We start from the raw sequence: 15,053 nt of genomic DNA, 5'->3' as shown, positions 1-15,053 counted from the left end.
CGGCGGGGTGTGGAGTTTTTCAGGTGTCACAGTGCTGTGGGGCTCCTTATCTCATAGCTTCCAGCCTGCTTCTCGCAGGTCGGTGAGGACGAGCTCCTGCTCGGCCTCATTTGCCTGCACCAGGGGCAGGCGAACGTCTGTGTTGATGGGGAAACCCATCCAGCTCAGCACCAGCTTGGAGGACACCGCACCCTGCACGCGGGTCATCAGGGCACGGATCACCGGTCCAAGCTCCGTGTGGGCGATGCGAGCTTCCTTCAGGTCATAGTTCAGGACCGCGTCTACCATCCGCCGGAAGCTGGGCGCCGCCACATGAGCGGTGACGGATACGACGCCGGCAGCGCCCATGGCCATCCAGGCCAGCACGTTCTGGTCATCGCCTGAGTAGACTTCGAGTCCGGTCTTGGTCAGCACCTCGGTGGTGGCGGTGATGTCATTCTTGGCGTCTTTGAGGCTCATGATACGCGGGTGTTCCGCCAGCCTCAGGATGGTCTCGGTGGCGATGGGAATGCCGGTCCGTCCCGGGATGTCGTAGACCATCATCGGGAGGTCGGCGGCGTCGGCCACGGCACGGCAGTGCGCCAGCACCCCGTCCTGGGAGGGCTTGTTGTAGTACGGGGTGACTACAAGCTGCCCGTCGGCGCCAGCGCGCTCAGCCTTGGACGCCATCTCTAGGTCGTGCGAGGTGTGGTTGGTAGAGGTGCCGGCGATGATCTTGGCGCGGTCCCCTACTGCTGATCTGGCCGCACGGACCAGGTCGGCCTTCTCATAATCCTCAAGTGTCGAGGTCTCACCGGTAGTGCCGGAGACCACCAGCGAGTCGTTGCCCTCGTCCACCAGCTTGGCCGCCAATGCCTCGAACGCCTTGAAGTCCACTCGGTCATCCTTGGTGAAGGGCGTGACCATGGCGGTGATGAGGTGTCCGAAGTGCGGGTCGGTCTGGTCGGGGTGCTGGACCTCGCCCTTGGCCAGATAGGGATCGAACTCGTGGCCGGTGGCGGTGGTTCGGTCCTGCGGCGCACTGTCAGCGGAGAACTCGGAAGTCATAGGCGTTAGCCTACCTGTGTGAGCTCAACTGCACCTGGATCCCGTCTCAGATCAGCCCGTGGCGAGCGCCTCTGGGGGGTCGATGCCGCCCGCGGCCTGGCGCTGCTGGGCATGATGGCGGTGCACGTGGTGCCCAGTACTTACCCCGGCAGCGGAGAGGCCTCGTGGGCCGGGCTGCTGTTCTCCGGCAGGTCGGCAGCGCTGTTCGCCTTGCTGGCCGGGGTGGGGTTAGCCCTGTTGACCGGCGGTGCGGGAAAAGACGGGGCTGCGCCTGAGCATTCCAACGCGAAGGCGGCCTGGTTCAGGAAAGTGATAGCGGTGCGCGCTGCGATGATCATCGGCCTCGGACTGTTCGTCTCCCTGTTGGACTCGGGGGTCGCGGTAATTCTGGTCCATTACGGGGTGCTGTTCATTCTGGCCCTGCCGTTTCTGAGAATGAGCGCGAAAGCACTGGCATTCTGGGCGACCGGGTGGGTGACGGCTTCGCCGGTGCTGTACTGGTGGTTGCAGAATCTGCTGCGACCGGAGACTGCTGAGCCCGCCGCACGTCTCTGGCACTCACCAATGATCTTTGATCTTGCACAGCCCGGGCTGCTGGCTCTGGATCTGTTCGTCACCGGGTACTACCCGCTGGTTCTCTGGCCGGCCTATCTGCTCACCGGCATGGCACTGGGTCGGCTGAAACTGGGGAATTTCTCGACACAGCTGCGGCTTCTGCTGGCCGGTCTCGGGGGCGCTGTTCTTACCTATGGGGTGGGTTGGATGGTAGAGGCTGAGTCCGGTGTGCTGGCGCGGATGCGACCCTACGCTGATAGCGACGACGCCCTCCAGGGCTCACTTGAGGCCGGCGACCATTTTCTGCCGTTGGTGACCGACCCCCTGTGGTTTCTGATCCCGATGCCCCACCAGGGCAGCCACTTAGACCTGTTGCACACCATCAGTTGCGCGGTGGCGGTATTGGGCCTGATGCTGATCCTGGTCCGATTCCTGAAATGGCCACTGGCACCATTGGCGGGCGCCGGGTCGATGCCGCTGAGCCTCTACGTGGGGCACCTGATCATTCTTGACCCGTTCTGGCGGCTTGAGGGCGCACCACTGACTGGGTTGGTGGGAACAGATCTGCTGCTGTGGCTGGTGGTGGCGGCGCTAGCGGCAGGGCTGGTGAAGGTCCTGCTGCGGCGCCGCGGGCCGCTGGAGGCCCTCACCCATAGCATCAGCATCGCGGCGGCGGGACCGCGGCCGCGATAGCTACTCGCCGGCCTGTTCCATTGCGCCAGCGGCTAGCGTGACGCCTCCGTGGCCCGGGTCGCCGTCGAAGTGTTCGTGCGAGACGTCCACCACGGGGTACTCACCGAGGTCAATGCCTACGGGCACTTCGATGGTGGTGGTGCCGGGGCTCACCGCTCCCAGCGAGTGGAGCCGGCTGGCGTCCTCGTCGCGGAGCCACAGCTCAAAGTATCCGTCGTCGGCCTCAGGTGCGCTGGTGATCTCTACAGTGATCTCCATGGTGCCCTGCTCGGTCTCAAACATGGACGCCGCGCCGCTGAACTCTTCCGCAGCGACTGGGTCCAGGGTGGCCTCTCCGATCACGGTAGTAGTTGCCACAGGCGGTGGTTCCTCGGCATCAGCCTGGTTGAGGAGGATACCGGCCACGGCGGCGCCGCCGATAAGCAGTCCGGAGGCCGCGGCCGCCAGCGGAGTCCACCAGCTGAGGTTTCTGCGCGGACGCAGGTAGTGGACGGTGGATCGTTCCTCTGCAGGGTCAGCATATGGGGGTTCCGCGGCAGCAGTGTTGGTGGCGGCAGACTCTGAATCGTTCGCGTCCGGGGCGAATTCACTGCCGAGATCTGCGGCAATGCGGTCCCACAGCTCCGGCGGGGGCTCTTCCATCTCCACTGGGTTCTGCAGGGCCTCGAGGACTCGGATGGTGGTCGCGAGCGCCTCGCGGCACTCTGCGCACAGGATGAGGTGGTCGGCGTACCTGGGCTGCCCAGCGTCGATGCTGCCGGTCTTGGAGGCATACGCTAGGTCGGCCAGAGACTCGTCAGTGAGGTGCCGCGTGGGCGCTGGGCCGTGACTGGTGGAAGACTGTTCAGCCATCATGCACCTCCAGACGCTCTCTCATACGGGCTAAACCACGGTGGACGTGGGATTTTACGGTACCCAGCGGCATTCCGAGCCGCTCGGCGATGCTCTTCAACGGCAGGTCGTTGGTGTAGGCCAGCCGCAGGATCTCGTCCTGGGGCGGCTCCAGCTGCTCCAGGGTCTGCTGGACCACCAATCTGTCCACCACCACGTCGGTTGGCTGAGACGCTTCCTGCCGGACCAACTCATTCGCGGTGGCCTCTGCATTCTGCCGCTGCCGCTCGCGAGCTGACAGGGTATCTGCAACCACCCTACGTGTAATTCCGGTCAGCCAGGCCCCGGTGGGTCGGCTCACGTCATAGGTTTCTCGGGATCGCCACGCCCTGGTGAAGACCTGCTGGGTGGCATCCTCCGCGTCCTGCCGGTGCCTGAGGGAGGCCATGCAGAGGGAGAACACCAGTGCGGCGTGCCGCCGGTAGACCTCGTGCATGGCTGAGGGATCGCCGGCAGCGAACTGCACCGCAAGAGTCTGGGTATCCAGGGTTCCTCCTTTGGCCTAGGCTCGAGGAGGGTGGGGCACCTCACACGATTCCAGACTATTTTGCGGGTTTGGCGGTCACGATGATGTTGTCATTGTAACTGCTCCGATCTGGGTTCCATTGGCCTCCGCAAGTGATCAGCACCAGGTGGTGGTCTCCGTCGCGGGAGAAGTAAGGGGTGAAGTCCAGATCTTCCTTGTCCTGCTGCTCGACTTCGGTCACCTCGTAGACGTGCTCCCGGCCAGACTCGTCCTCCACCGTGACTTCCTCCCCGGGCTGCGCCTCGTGCAGCAGGTAGAGGGGCCCCACGGGGGTGTGAACCGAGCCGGCGTGGGCGGCAATGACGGTACTTCCGGTCTCGTCTGAGGGGGCCCTTCCGTACTTGTACCAGGCGGCTTCAGCGGCGTCGTCGGGGATGTACATCTGTCCGTCCTCAGAGACTCCGTGGGCGATGACGGGGATGTCAGCGTCGATGTCGGAATAGCTGACCCGAACCGGCGCTGGGGTTTGCTCGACCTCTCCGAGCTCGGTGGATTGGACCGGCACGGCGTCGATCTCCGACGCCGTGCCGGGGGTGGAGGAAGGCCCGGGGGTCTGGGGATTGGGGGGCTCTTCAGACCCCCGGGAGTCCTGGACCGCTGGCTCAGCAGGTTCGGCGGCAGTGCTCTGTCCACTGGTGGCGCACCCTGAGAGTGTCAGGGCGGCCACCAGCAGCAGAGGGACACTTCTGCGGAGGCCCCGCGATGAGCTGCAGCGGCTAATCATCATGTTCAGGCGTTGCTCTTGGCCCGAACGCCGAAGATGGCGGCGCCAGCGCCCAGCAGTGCCAGTACGCCGAGGCCGGCGGCCCAAGCAACGGGTGAGCCCTGCTGGGTGACCTGGTAGTTGCCGGCTGGGACACCGTCGGGAGCGGAGTGCATGCCGTCGATGACTTGGGTGGCCAGCGCGAGGTTGCCGTCCTCTGCCGATCCCCAGGCGTAGACGATAGTGGTGGCGCCTTCAGCGACGTCGACGTCAGCTGGGCCGATCACGGGATCGGTCTCACCTGCCAGTGAGACTGCGGCCTCCACGGTGCTGGCGGGCACTTCAAGGGATGCCTCATCCGGGTTGGCCAGGGACTCAACAGCGACCTCCCCGTTAGCCCAGACGTCCACCTCTGGTGCAGCGGCTACGTGACGGACGGTCAGCCGACCATCACCTGCGCCGAGCTCAGAGGTGTCGTTGACGAACGGTGTGACCGTTGGGTCGCCGGAAGCGTCCAGGTGGGCGGCGGCGGTGTAGTTCATGCCCTCGTCAAGTGAGACATCGACGGGGCCGAGAACCGGGTCAGAGTCATCTTCAGCGTCGGCGGCGGTGATGGCGATCTCGTAGTCGCCGGCTGGCAGTTCAAGTGGTCCGGCCAGATCACCCGGGTTGAAGTCATCCAAGGTGAGTTCGCCGTCTACGTAGACGTCGACCGGAAGGTCCGGTACGGCGTGCAGCACTGACAGCTGCGCCGCGCCGTCTTCATGGCTGTCAGCGAAGGCCGGAGCTGCGGATCCGGCGATGACCAATCCGAGGCCGGCGGTTGCGGCGAGGGAAAGTGACTTACGCATGATGATGTCCTCTCGTAATGCCCAGGGGCGGTTGGGGTGATCACATCTGTTGTGCTCACACCAGGACTACCGGCCGCCTTCGCGAAAGGTTGCAGAATCTGCGAAAGTTTTTTGCAAACCCGTGATGCGGCACTTCTTGTCCGGCGGTGATCCCGACCCCGCCCCAGGATACCGGAGCGCGGTGGTCCCACTCTCCGGCGGAAAGTAGGCTGGTGGCCATGAGTGCGCACACTATGAGAGTCGCGGTGCTGGGCGCCGGCGGTCGTATGGGATCGGAGGCGGTGCGGGCGGTGGAGTCCGCTCCAGATATGGAGCTCACCGCGGCGCTAGGACGCGGTGATTCCTTACATCAGGCCGTGGAAGCCGGTGCCACGCATGTGGTGGATCTGACCGTGCCCGATTCCACGGTGGAGAACGTCCACGGCGCGGTCGAGCAGGGACTGCATGCGGTGGTCGGCACCACCGGGTGGGATGCCTCACGACTCGAGGCGCTGCGCCGGCTACTGGAGGCCCACACTGAGGTGGGGGTGCTGATCGCCCCGAACTTCGCATTGGGGTCTGTGCTCGCTTCGGCGTTCGCGGCCAAGGCTGCACAGTACTTCGAATCCGCCGAAATTGTGGAGCTGCACCATCCGAACAAGGTGGATGCGCCCTCAGGCACCGCGGTGCGCACCGCGGAGCTCATGGCTCAGGCGCGGCAGTCTGCCGGGGTGGGCCTCTCCCCCGATGCCACCGCACAGCAGGTGGAGGGAGCCCGTGGTGCGGACATCGACGGCATCCGAGTGCACTCGGTCCGCCTGCGCGGCCTGGTTGCGCACCAGGAGGTGCTGCTGGGTTCCGCAGGCGAACAGCTGACCCTCCGGCACGACTCCTTCGACCGGGCCAGCTTCATGCCGGGGGTCATGCTGGGACTGCGCACCGTCGCGAAGCGCCCGGGCCTGACCCACGGTTTGGACGGCTACCTGGACCTTGGCCTGTGAGGAATAAGATCTGGACCTGGGTAATGATCGTTTTGGTGGCGATCATCATGACCGGAGCGGTGACCTCAGCTATTCGCTTCCTGAGGGTCGACGACGTGGTGGCCAGGCTTCTGGGGGCAGGAACCTTGGTGATCGTGGCCGTAGGCGTCTGGTTCCTCTGGCACGCGATCATGTTTGGGGTGCGTACCGAGAAGCTGGGACGAATTCTCGATGCTGAGGACGCCCTGCCTGAAGATACAGTGGAGCGCTCACCTGCTGGGCGCCCGAACCGCGCCCAGGCCGATGAGCAGTTCGATCGGTTCAAAGCCGAGGCGGAGGCGGCCCCGAGTGATTGGCGGGTCTGGTACCGGCTGGCTTACGCCTATGACATTGCTGGCGACAGGTCACGCGCTCGGCAGACTATGAAGCGCGCCATCAATATGCAGCGCCAGCGGTAGCCCCCGGGGGCGTTGTCTCTCCGGCGAATGTGCCGCCCGTCCGCTCAGGCCCAGTCTGCGCGGCGGCTCAGCCCCAGAGGTGCGAGTCGCGAATATCGGCAACCTGGTCACAGAGGTGCGGCAGCAGCTCCACGAGCACTTCCATCCCGTCTCGCACGGCCTTCGGCGAGCCGGGCAGGTTGATGATGACGGTGGCATCCTTCACTCCAGCCACCCCGCGGCTCAGGGCGGCCAACGCGTTCTTGGTGCGTCCGTGAGCGCGGATTGCCTCCATCACCCCAGGGATCTCTTTGTCCAGCATGGGCCTGGTGAACTCCGGAGTCAGGTCATCCGGGGTCAGCCCCGTCCCGCCAGAGGTGATGATCACGGCCGGGCCTACCTGCACCACCAGCTCGGACAGTGCGGCGAGCACACCTTCGCCGTCGGGGATGATCACCGGCGGACGGCAGATGAACCCGACCTGCTCCGCGTACTCGGCGATGACCGCGGTGGACTTGTCTTCGCGCTCTCCGGTGGCTGCACGTGTGGAGACGATCACTGGTGCTATCACCCGAGCGCGTGGATCGTAGTCACTCATAGTGCCACCCTACGCCTCAGCCCTTCTCTGGGGCCACGATGGTCGTGGCGCGGGGGCTCTCCGCCAGCCGCGAGGCCACCCGCTGCACGTCTGTTGCGGTGACGGCGTCTACCTCTGTCAGGGTTTCGGAGATGTCCACGAACTCTCCGCGTACCAATTCTGCGCGGCCCAGCCGGTTCATCCGGGAGGAAGTCTCCTCCATCCCCAGGACCGTAGATCCGCGCAGCTGCCCTTTGGCGCGGGCGAGCTCCTCGGCGCTGACCGGTTCGGTGGCTATGCGCTGCAGCTGCTCCTCCAGCACGCTGACCACCTGGTCTACCTTGCTGGGCAGGCAGCCAGCGTAGAGACCGTAGTATCCGGCGTCGGTGAACGCGGCGGAGAAGGAGTACGTGGCGTAGGCCAATCCGCGCTTCTCCCGCACCTCTTGAAACAGGCGGGAGGACATGCCCCCGCCGAGGATCGCATGCAGCAGACTCAGCGCGAACCGGTCCGGGTCGGAGGCTGACATGCCCCGACCGCCGAGGATGACCTGGGACTGCTCCACCGGCTTGGTGTAGCGCGCAGTCCCCGCCCTGACCGGGATCTGCTCATGCCGGGCGGTGCGCAGCGGTGAAGGCTTGCCGGGAGTGGAGGTGTCCCACCGGGAGCTCTCCAGCGCCTGGGCAACCAGGCGGCAGACCGCATCGTGCTGAAGTCCCCCCGCAGCCGTGATGACCAGTTCCTCAGGGCGGTACCAGCGGTGGTAGTGGTCCAGCACATCCTCGCGGACGGCAGCCTCGATGGCCTCTTTGGTGCCGCCGATGGGCCGGCCCAAGGGGTGGCTGTCCAACACCTGCTCGGCGAAGCGCTCCTGCACCACGTCGGCGGGGTCGTCCTCATCCATGGCGAGCTCTTCGAGGATCACCCCCCGCTCCACCTCAAGCTCGGCGGGGTCGATCACCGCAGAGGTGACCATATCGGTGAGCACGTCCACCGCCACGGGCAGGTCGGTGTCCAGCACTCGGGCGTAGTAGCAGGTCGATTCCTTGCCGGTGGCAGCGTTGGAGTCTCCTCCCACGGCGTCGAACGCTGAGGCGATGTCCAGCGCGGAGCGTTTGGCGGTGCCCTTGAACAGCAGGTGTTCCAGGAAGTGAGTGGAACCATGCTGATGGTCGGCCTCGTGCCGGGATCCGACGCCTATCCAATAGCCGATGGTGGCCGAACGCACCCCGGGCATCTCCTCAGTGAGGACGCGAACTCCGCAGGGCAGCACGCTGCGCCGGACAGTAGTTCCAGTGTCACTGTTGAGGACGCCCTCGGTATCGGGGTTGATGGTGACGCGCATAGCCGCACACGCTACCGGATTTGAACCTTGACCGCGGCGTCTCATATATCAGCCAGGAAGTCCGGAGCGTACGTTAGGGTAGCGGTGGTAACAACGCTGCCGCCGTGAGGGAAGGAACTGGGTCCTGGAGAATCGCATCCTGACCACTCCCCTTGGCATCATGATCACTGGTGCGCGGAGTATCTACGCAGTCATGAAACTGCTGCCGGTGCAGCGCAAGGTGGTTCTGATCACCCGTGAGCCCCGTCAGATTACCGTAGATTTCCGGCTGCTGAAGGACTCGATCCAACGGAAGCACCCAGGGCATCGGATCGTGGTTATCAAACACAGGAAGCTCTCCGCATCGTACATCCCCAAGGCATTCCGGGAGATGTATCACCTGGCCACCTGCTCCGGCTGTCTGGTGGACGGCTACATCATCCCAGTGAGCATTCTCAATCACCGCAAAGGGCTGCGCATAGGCCAGATCTGGCACGCACTGGGAGCCATCAAGAAGTTCGGGCACCTGGCCTCCGGCACCCGGGAAGGTCCGCATCCTCGGGTGGCGGCGACAATGCGGATGCACCAGAACTATACGTTTGTCTGCGCCTCCGGGCATGTGCCAGCCTCGGTGTACACCGCGGCGTTCGGCATCCCGGGCCACCGAGTGCAACCACTGGGCATGCCACGGGTGGACTACCTGCTGGACAGCGAGACTGTTGCTTCCCGGCGCGAACGGATCTTCACCCGTTACCCGCAGCTGCGGGAGAGTGCGGCCAGCGGTGGCCGCACAGTCGTGTACATTCCCACGTTCCGGCGGGGCAAACATATTCCCTACACCCAGGTGGCCGCCGCTTTTGCTGAGCACGACGCCGCCAACACCCTGGTCCTGCTGCCTCACCCGATCGACAAATCGCCGCTTCCCAATGGTGGACGCACCATCATCGGCACTGATGTGGGGGTCCTGGACTGGTTGGCCGTGGCCGATGCGGTGATCACCGACTATTCGGCGGTGACCTACGAGGCCACGCTGCGGAACATCCCGCTGGTGTTCTGGCCCTATGACATTGGGAACTACACCGAGGATCGCGGGCTGGCGGTGGACTATGAGGCGGAGGTACCTGGGCCGATTGTGGGGTCTGCCACTGAGGCGGTCCGGACGGCGCTGAGCATAGGACATCCGGACTATCGGAAGTTCCGGGCCAAGCATCTGAACTTTGTGACCCAGGAGGATGGATCGCTGCCTGATGAGCCGCCGGCCTGCGCGGACCGGATCGTGGACGCCCTGGAGCTGAAGGACTAGCTTCCTGTACAGGGTCAGTAGGCGTAGTTTCCGGTGTTGGACATTTCGAACCCGAAGGGGTCGATGCTGTTGTAGCAGCTGACGCGGTCGCTCATCTCGGTGCACACCAGGAATCCGTCTGTGGCGCTGCTGTCCACGCTGAGGGTATCGCGACCCCCGCGGTCCAGCTGAGCGTCGCAGTCCACATCCACCCCGTCTACGGTCATGGTGTAGGTGGTTCCTTCTTCGCAGAGCGCGGGACTGGTCTGGTAGACGGTGCACGTCACGCCGTCGTCAAAATCGCACTCCACGTTGCCGTCCTGGGCGGAGAATCCACTCATCTGCTCGGCTCCACGCAGCCCGACCTCACGGTCCACCCAGTCGGTGCCGACTGAGGTGAGCATTTCGCCGTGGCCTTCATCAGGCGCCTGGGAGCCGCTGCGTGCGGATTCGAACACGGAGGCGGCGTGGGTGGTGGAGCATTCCGACTGCAGCGAGTCGAAGGTGGACTCCAGCATCTCGGGGTCGTCCTCATCCGCCCAGTCCTCGTCGGCAGCAACTGAGAGGAACGCTGCCACCACGGAGGCGTCCGAGTCAGCCTCGCAGGAGGAACCCTCAGGGAGACCGGCTACCGCAGAGCGGGCTTCCTCGATGGCTTCCTGCTCAGCCTCCGCCTCATCGTCCTCGGTCGAGTCCTCCTCAGAGGTCTCCTCCGCGTCCGGCTCTTCGGCGTCGTCGGCTTCCTCGTCCTCCTCGTCAGCTGGGCTGGTGGGCGCGGGTGATTCCGCCACCACGTCCTCGTCGTCATCACCGCCGAATAACAGAACCAGTAGGCCGATCAGCGCACCCACGCCGAGGATCCCGACAACGGCCGCGGCGATGGGGTAGATCGGCGTGGCACGTCGTCTGCGCTCCGGTACGGGCTCAGTCTCCGGAGCAGCGGCCGGTTGGGATGCCTCAGCCGGTACGGCCACAGGTGGCGGCTCAGGCGCGGGTGCTGCAGCGGGTGCCGGTTCTGCGAAGTCCTCAGACTCAGCAGGCTGAACCGGCTCCTGCGCTGGCTGAGTCTGAGCTTCCGGTATTGGCTCAGGCTCCGGGTGTGGCGGAGTCGCGGCGGCAGCCTGCTGCGCGGCGAGGGTGTATCCGGTGGTGTCCCACAGGCCGTCCATGGGGCTGGTGGGGCCAGGCCCCATGTCTGGGTCTGGAGCAGACTCAGCGACCGGCTCTGGTGCCCCGGTGACTCCCCCGGCCGCTTCACGTTGGGCGATGGCGGCGTCGATCTCCGGATTTTTCAGGGCTCCCAGGGCATCAATAAGCTCCTGGTAGGCACCGGGATTCGCAGCGATGACTGGGCGCAGTTCGGGGTGGTTCTCAGCGATCCAGTGAAGAACGTCCCAGTCAGTGTGCGGATTGGAGGCCAGCGCCTCGAGGTCGTGGTTCTTGGTCATTGTCAACCCAGCATAGGTTGAGCCGGGTTTCAGCGCACATTCAGTTCGCTGCGGCGTATTCGCTGAATCGACCCTCACGCATGGCTTCACCGGCTTCGGTGAAGGCGTCGAGGTCAGCCACGACGACGGATTCTGAGCCGACTGTGCCGAGTCCGTGGTTCGGCAGGGTGAACATCTCGATGTCTCGACCTCGGACATCGCGCAGTGACCAGGCAATGTCAGTGGCGTACCCCGCGTCGGCCAACTCGGAGTCGACTGTCATATGCGGAGCCAGGTCGGAGACCAGCCCGTGGATGCGTGCGGGGTTGGTCAGAGTTGAGGCGGTGAGCACCTCACTGAGCACGCCGTTGGCGAAAGCCTGTTGGTTGGCGACTCGCGTGTAGTCACCGTCGCTGAAGGACTGTCGCTCACGCACAAAGCTCATGGCGCTCGCGGAGTCCATATGCTGGGGTCCGGCGCTGAATTCGTAGCCGTCTTTGGAAGTGAAAGAAGTGGGTACATCCACGGTGACACCGTCCATTTCGGAGACCATGTTCTGGAATCCCGCCATATCCACGGTGGCTACGTGGTCCAGGGGAATCCCCATCAGATCCTCCACTGTCTGCACCGCCAGCGAGGAACCCTCGCCCATCGAAAGTGCAGCGTTGATCTTGGCCTCGCCGTGCCCGGGGATCGGCACCCAAGAGTCACGCATGATTGACATCAGGTAAATGGAGTCCCGCTCATGTGGAATGTGCATCCACATGAGTGTGTCCGCACGGGCAGAGTTGGGCAGCCACGGCACATTCTCTTCCTCCCCGGAACCGCCACCGGAGTCGGACCCGATCAGCAGAATGTTCAGCTGTTCGTCGTCGAGGTCTTCCCCTCGGGTAGGGGGCTCCGGGCGGTCAGCCGCCTCGGGAAAGGTGCTCTCCTGATCAATCACGTTGACGGAGCTTTCGTATGCCCCGCGCAGTGAGTTCAGGTACACCGCTGCCGCGGCGGCAGCACCCAGCAGCAGCACCAGCGCGCCGCTGATAACGCCGATGGTGATCTTGCGCCCGCGTGAGCTTCGGTGTTCTGATTCGTCGTAGCTTGCCCGTCCGAAAAGTTCTTCTGTCACGGGGTACACGGTAACGTGTCGGGGGCTCGAGATTTTCTACCCATGCTTGAAACATGCCCTTTTTATCTGCTTGCTATTATGCGGAAATAGTTATCACTTGAAATTGAGGCGGACGCTCCGCGGCGCCGCACCTGCCAAGGGAATAGTTCTGGGGGACCTATGCGGCGAGTTCTGACCTATGGCACTTTCGACCTTCTGCATTGGGGCCACATCCGGCTGCTTATGCGCGCTAAGGCCCTGGGAGACTATCTGATTGTGGCCGCCAGCACTGATGAGTTCGCCATGCGGCAAAAACGAGTACGAGCTCCGTACCATACGTTCAGCACTCGCTGCGACATGCTTGAGGCTGTGCGTTATGTGGACTTGGTGATCGAAGAGTCCACCTGGGAGCAGAAGGTCGATGACATTCGGCGCTATCACGTCGACACTGTTGTGATGGGCTCCGATTGGAGGGGTTCATCTCGATTCGAGCACCTGCGCAACCATTGCGAACTCGTGTACCTCCCCCGTACGCCAGGAATCTCCACCAGCAAGATTCGCCGCGACCTGCTTGCGGATGCGGTGACCGTGCCTGGCACCTACCCCCATGAGCATGCGCCGAGGACCATGCAGCTCAGTGCCCTGCCTCGCTCCACCTAGTCATAGTCCGCCGAGCGCTCGCACACGAGAGACCCCTGCCTTGTCTGCATCCATCCTCTTACCTAACTGGTGGCTAACTCAGAGGGAGTGTTCAGACTCCGTGACTAGCGTGCCAATCAGACCGACGGATGCAACAAGCACCGAGGATAAGCGCTACGCAACGGTAGGGAGATTAGATGGACGACAAAATGAAGGTAGCCGGCTTACTCGCCGGCGGATACCTCTTAGGCCGCACGAAGAAACTGAAACTGGCCATGACGATGGCCGCAGGAGCCTCAGGCTCCGCAATCTTCAGGAACTGGGATGAGATCCAGAAGACCCTGAACTCTTTCGGGGCCTCCACCCCCGAGCTCTCAAAACTCGGTGACTCCGCGCAGGGAATTGTCTCCAGTGGCGTGGAACGCCTCAGTTCCTCCCTGCAGGAGCGGACAGAGAAGCTGAACGCGTCCATGCAGGAGGCCTCCGGTGCGAGCTCCGAAGACACGGAAGAGTCTGAGGATTCCCCGAAGGAGGAAGCTTCCGAAGAGGAAGAGCCCAAAGACGACGCTCCAGCAGAGGAAGAGTCCAAAGAGGAGACTGCTGCGGAGGAAGAGTCCAAGGAAGAAGCTCCCGCAGAAGAAGAGAAGGCAGAGGAGAAGCCGAAGACCACGCGTCGTCGCGCTCCCGCCAAGTCTTCGAGCGCTAAATCGGGTGGTTCGAAGTCCTCCAGCAGCAGCACGAAATCTTCCGGATCACGGAAGACTCCTGCTAAGCGCAACACCGGTGGGGCGCGCAAGACGTCTTCCACTAAGAGCCAGGGGGCCAAGAAATGAGCGACCAGGATGCATGGAGCGGGCTCAAGAGTCACTTGGGTGAGTACGCAACGGCACTCGGTCGGAAAGCGCTGAGCTCCGCCGGGGATAAGGTCGACGGCCTCACTGATCGACTCGAGGGCTCTGGAGGATCCGCAGGCGAGGCAGCCAAGAAGGGTGCCGAAAAGATGTCCGAGGGCAAGTCACCGGTGACGGCTGCCGCATCAGGCCTCGCCACCGGTGCTGCCGATAAGGCCAAGAGCGCGCTGGGTGGCGGTTCAGGGGGATCCGGCGGTGCTAAGAAGAAATTCATGAACATCGTTGAGTGGACCGATGTCGGGGTCCCACTCAAAGTCGCCTACAACGCTTTCACCCAGTATGAAGACTGGCCCGACTACATGAAGAAGGTCGAACATGTTGACTGGGATGACGATGCCAAGCTGACCATCAAGGGTCAGGTCTTCCTGTCCCACAGAACCTGGGAAGCGACCATCACAGAGCAGGTTCCCGATTCTCACATCGTGTGGGAGTCCACCGGGGAGAAAGGCAGCATCAGCGGAAGCGTCTCCTTCCATGAGGTGACTCCCACGCTCACGCGAATGCTCACGATCGGTGAGTACCACCCCCAAGGATTCGTGGAGAAGACGGGCAATCTTTGGCGGGCCGTGGGACGTCGTTTTCGACTGGAGCTGAAGTTCTTCGTCCACCACGTCATGACTGATGTGATGATCGATCCCGACTCTGTCGAAGGGTGGAGAGGTGAAATCCGCGACGGCGAAGTCGTGACGACTCACGAGGAAGCTCTGGAGCAGGAGCAGCAAGAGGCTCAGGAAAGCGAGTCTGAGGAAGAGCAGGAGTCAGAAGAGGCTGAGCCGGAGTCCGAAGAGGAACCGCCAGCTGAGGACGAGGCTGAAGAGCTTCCAGCAGAGGATGAGGAGGAAGAGCTTCCGGCAGAAGACGCCGAGGAAGAGCCTCCCGCCGAAGAAGAAGAGCCGGTAGACGAAGAGGAAGCACCTGCCGAGGAAGAGGAGGAAGAGCCTCCCGCCGACGCAGAAGAAGAGCCGGCGGAAGAGGAAGAACCGCCTGCCGACGAAGAGCCGCTTGAGGAAGAAGAGACCGTCCCAGAAGAGGAGGCCGAACCTGAAGAGGACGTTGAGAATGAGGATGAACCAGTAGAAACTGAGGAAGAGGAATAACTCAACCCTGATGAGGACGCGGGGCTCCCCAG

The 15,053-nt window shown here is 63.6% G+C and carries 16 protein-coding genes; 7 read left to right on the top strand and 9 right to left on the bottom strand.

All coding sequences use genetic code 11. The features are described from left to right. Window positions 1-51: 51 nt before the first annotated feature. A complete protein-coding gene (gene dapA, locus D3250_RS04200; protein ID WP_119902059.1) occupies window positions 52-1,047 on the bottom strand; it encodes a 4-hydroxy-tetrahydrodipicolinate synthase in 996 nt (331 codons plus the stop codon). 18 nt (window positions 1,048-1,065) lie between these two features. Between dapA and D3250_RS04195 the strand changes: the two genes are divergently transcribed. Then, window positions 1,066-2,295 (top strand): heparan-alpha-glucosaminide N-acetyltransferase domain-containing protein, encoded by a 1,230-nt coding sequence (locus D3250_RS04195; RefSeq protein WP_119902058.1) that lies wholly within the window; start codon window positions 1,066-1,068, stop codon window positions 2,293-2,295. Here the strand turns inward: D3250_RS04195 and D3250_RS04190 are convergent, their stop codons facing one another. From D3250_RS04190 to D3250_RS04175, 4 genes are all read right to left on the bottom strand, one after another. Next, window positions 2,296-3,147, bottom strand: coding sequence for an anti-sigma factor (locus D3250_RS04190; protein ID WP_158583067.1), 852 nt, complete (start codon window positions 3,145-3,147; stop codon window positions 2,296-2,298). Continuing rightward, window positions 3,140-3,652 carry an RNA polymerase sigma factor gene (locus tag D3250_RS04185; RefSeq protein WP_225973121.1) on the bottom strand — a complete coding sequence of 171 codons (513 nt, stop codon included), beginning with the start codon at window positions 3,650-3,652 and terminating at the stop codon, window positions 3,140-3,142. Before D3250_RS04185 ends, D3250_RS04190 begins: the two co-directional genes overlap by 8 nt. A 76-nt stretch (window positions 3,653-3,728) precedes the next feature. Further along, window positions 3,729-4,439, bottom strand: a complete 711-nt coding sequence (locus tag D3250_RS04180) for a class F sortase (RefSeq protein ID WP_119902056.1) — start codon at window positions 4,437-4,439, stop codon at window positions 3,729-3,731. 2 nt (window positions 4,440-4,441) lie between these two features. Next, window positions 4,442-5,266, bottom strand: a complete 825-nt coding sequence (locus tag D3250_RS04175) for a DUF4397 domain-containing protein (protein WP_119902055.1) — start codon at window positions 5,264-5,266, stop codon at window positions 4,442-4,444. Window positions 5,267-5,484: 218 nt separating this feature from the next. Between D3250_RS04175 and dapB the strand changes: the two genes are divergently transcribed. Together dapB and D3250_RS04165 are read left to right on the top strand one after the other, a co-directional pair. After that, window positions 5,485-6,246, top strand: coding sequence for a 4-hydroxy-tetrahydrodipicolinate reductase (gene dapB, locus D3250_RS04170; protein WP_119902054.1), 762 nt, complete (start codon window positions 5,485-5,487; stop codon window positions 6,244-6,246). Beyond that, window positions 6,243-6,683 (top strand): hypothetical protein, encoded by a 441-nt coding sequence (locus tag D3250_RS04165; protein ID WP_119902053.1) that lies wholly within the window; start codon window positions 6,243-6,245, stop codon window positions 6,681-6,683. Before dapB ends, D3250_RS04165 begins: the two co-directional genes overlap by 4 nt. A gap of 67 nt (window positions 6,684-6,750) precedes the next feature. Here D3250_RS04165 and D3250_RS04160 read toward each other — a convergent pair whose 3' ends face one another. Together D3250_RS04160 and D3250_RS04155 are read right to left on the bottom strand one after the other, a co-directional pair. Beyond that, window positions 6,751-7,260: a MogA/MoaB family molybdenum cofactor biosynthesis protein gene (locus D3250_RS04160; protein ID WP_119902052.1), complete on the bottom strand. Its 510-nt coding sequence runs from the start codon at window positions 7,258-7,260 to the stop codon at window positions 6,751-6,753. Between the two features lie 16 nt (window positions 7,261-7,276). Next, a complete protein-coding gene (locus D3250_RS04155; RefSeq protein ID WP_119902051.1) occupies window positions 7,277-8,584 on the bottom strand; it encodes a M16 family metallopeptidase in 1,308 nt (435 codons plus the stop codon). 160 nt (window positions 8,585-8,744) lie between these two features. On the opposite strand from D3250_RS04155, the gene D3250_RS04150 reads away from it, so the two are divergent. After that, on the top strand, window positions 8,745-9,866 hold the full coding sequence (locus D3250_RS04150) for a CDP-glycerol glycerophosphotransferase family protein (protein ID WP_119902050.1): 1,122 nt from the start codon (window positions 8,745-8,747) through the stop codon (window positions 9,864-9,866). A gap of 14 nt (window positions 9,867-9,880) precedes the next feature. On the opposite strand, the gene D3250_RS04145 is transcribed toward D3250_RS04150, so the two are convergent. Both D3250_RS04145 and D3250_RS04140 read right to left on the bottom strand, forming a co-directional pair. Next, the gene (locus D3250_RS04145) at window positions 9,881-11,293 is read right to left on the bottom strand and encodes a variant leucine-rich repeat-containing protein (RefSeq protein ID WP_119902049.1); all 1,413 of its coding nucleotides are present in this window, start codon (window positions 11,291-11,293) and stop codon (window positions 9,881-9,883) included. Window positions 11,294-11,333: 40 nt separating this feature from the next. Then, complete coding sequence (locus D3250_RS04140; RefSeq protein WP_119902048.1) at window positions 11,334-12,395, bottom strand: LCP family protein; 1,062 nt, start codon at window positions 12,393-12,395, stop codon at window positions 11,334-11,336. Between the two features lie 159 nt (window positions 12,396-12,554). Between D3250_RS04140 and D3250_RS04135 the strand changes: the two genes are divergently transcribed. The 3 genes from D3250_RS04135 (at window position 12,555) to D3250_RS04125 (ending at window position 15,021) form a co-directional block, all read left to right on the top strand. Continuing rightward, entirely contained in the window at window positions 12,555-13,034 is a 480-nt protein-coding gene (locus tag D3250_RS04135) for an adenylyltransferase/cytidyltransferase family protein (protein ID WP_119902047.1), read from the top strand. A gap of 176 nt (window positions 13,035-13,210) precedes the next feature. Beyond that, the gene (locus D3250_RS04130) at window positions 13,211-13,846 is read left to right on the top strand and encodes a hypothetical protein (RefSeq protein ID WP_119902046.1); all 636 of its coding nucleotides are present in this window, start codon (window positions 13,211-13,213) and stop codon (window positions 13,844-13,846) included. Next, window positions 13,843-15,021: an SRPBCC family protein gene (locus tag D3250_RS04125; protein WP_119902045.1), complete on the top strand. Its 1,179-nt coding sequence runs from the start codon at window positions 13,843-13,845 to the stop codon at window positions 15,019-15,021. Before D3250_RS04130 ends, D3250_RS04125 begins: the two co-directional genes overlap by 4 nt. The last annotated feature ends 32 nt before the right edge of the window (window positions 15,022-15,053 follow it).

Origin of the sequence: Nesterenkonia natronophila (assembly GCF_003595215.1) — a bacterium.
GTDB classification, from domain to species: Bacteria; Actinomycetota; Actinomycetes; order Actinomycetales; family Micrococcaceae; genus Nesterenkonia; species Nesterenkonia natronophila.
Note: the sequence above shows the minus strand (reverse complement) of the source record. Positions and strands in the feature narration are given on the sequence as shown.

Excerpts from the sequence above, each read along its gene's own strand:
- dapA (WP_119902059.1), bottom strand. The coding sequence starts at position 1,047 with ATGACTTCCGAGTTCTCCGCTGACAGTGCGCCGCAGGACCGAACCACC.
- D3250_RS04190 (WP_158583067.1), bottom strand. The coding sequence starts at position 3,147 with ATGGCTGAACAGTCTTCCACCAGTCACGGCCCAGCGCCCACGCGGCAC.
- D3250_RS04180 (WP_119902056.1), bottom strand. The coding sequence starts at position 4,439 with ATGATGATTAGCCGCTGCAGCTCATCGCGGGGCCTCCGCAGAAGTGTC.
- D3250_RS04175 (WP_119902055.1), bottom strand. The coding sequence starts at position 5,266 with ATGCGTAAGTCACTTTCCCTCGCCGCAACCGCCGGCCTCGGATTGGTC.
- dapB (WP_119902054.1), top strand. The coding sequence starts at position 5,485 with ATGAGTGCGCACACTATGAGAGTCGCGGTGCTGGGCGCCGGCGGTCGT.
- D3250_RS04160 (WP_119902052.1), bottom strand. The coding sequence starts at position 7,260 with ATGAGTGACTACGATCCACGCGCTCGGGTGATAGCACCAGTGATCGTC.
- D3250_RS04155 (WP_119902051.1), bottom strand. The coding sequence starts at position 8,584 with ATGCGCGTCACCATCAACCCCGATACCGAGGGCGTCCTCAACAGTGAC.
- D3250_RS04150 (WP_119902050.1), top strand. The coding sequence starts at position 8,745 with ATGATCACTGGTGCGCGGAGTATCTACGCAGTCATGAAACTGCTGCCG.
- D3250_RS04145 (WP_119902049.1), bottom strand. The coding sequence starts at position 11,293 with ATGACCAAGAACCACGACCTCGAGGCGCTGGCCTCCAATCCGCACACT.
- D3250_RS04135 (WP_119902047.1), top strand. The coding sequence starts at position 12,555 with ATGCGGCGAGTTCTGACCTATGGCACTTTCGACCTTCTGCATTGGGGC.
- D3250_RS04130 (WP_119902046.1), top strand. The coding sequence starts at position 13,211 with ATGGACGACAAAATGAAGGTAGCCGGCTTACTCGCCGGCGGATACCTC.
- D3250_RS04125 (WP_119902045.1), top strand. The coding sequence starts at position 13,843 with ATGAGCGACCAGGATGCATGGAGCGGGCTCAAGAGTCACTTGGGTGAG.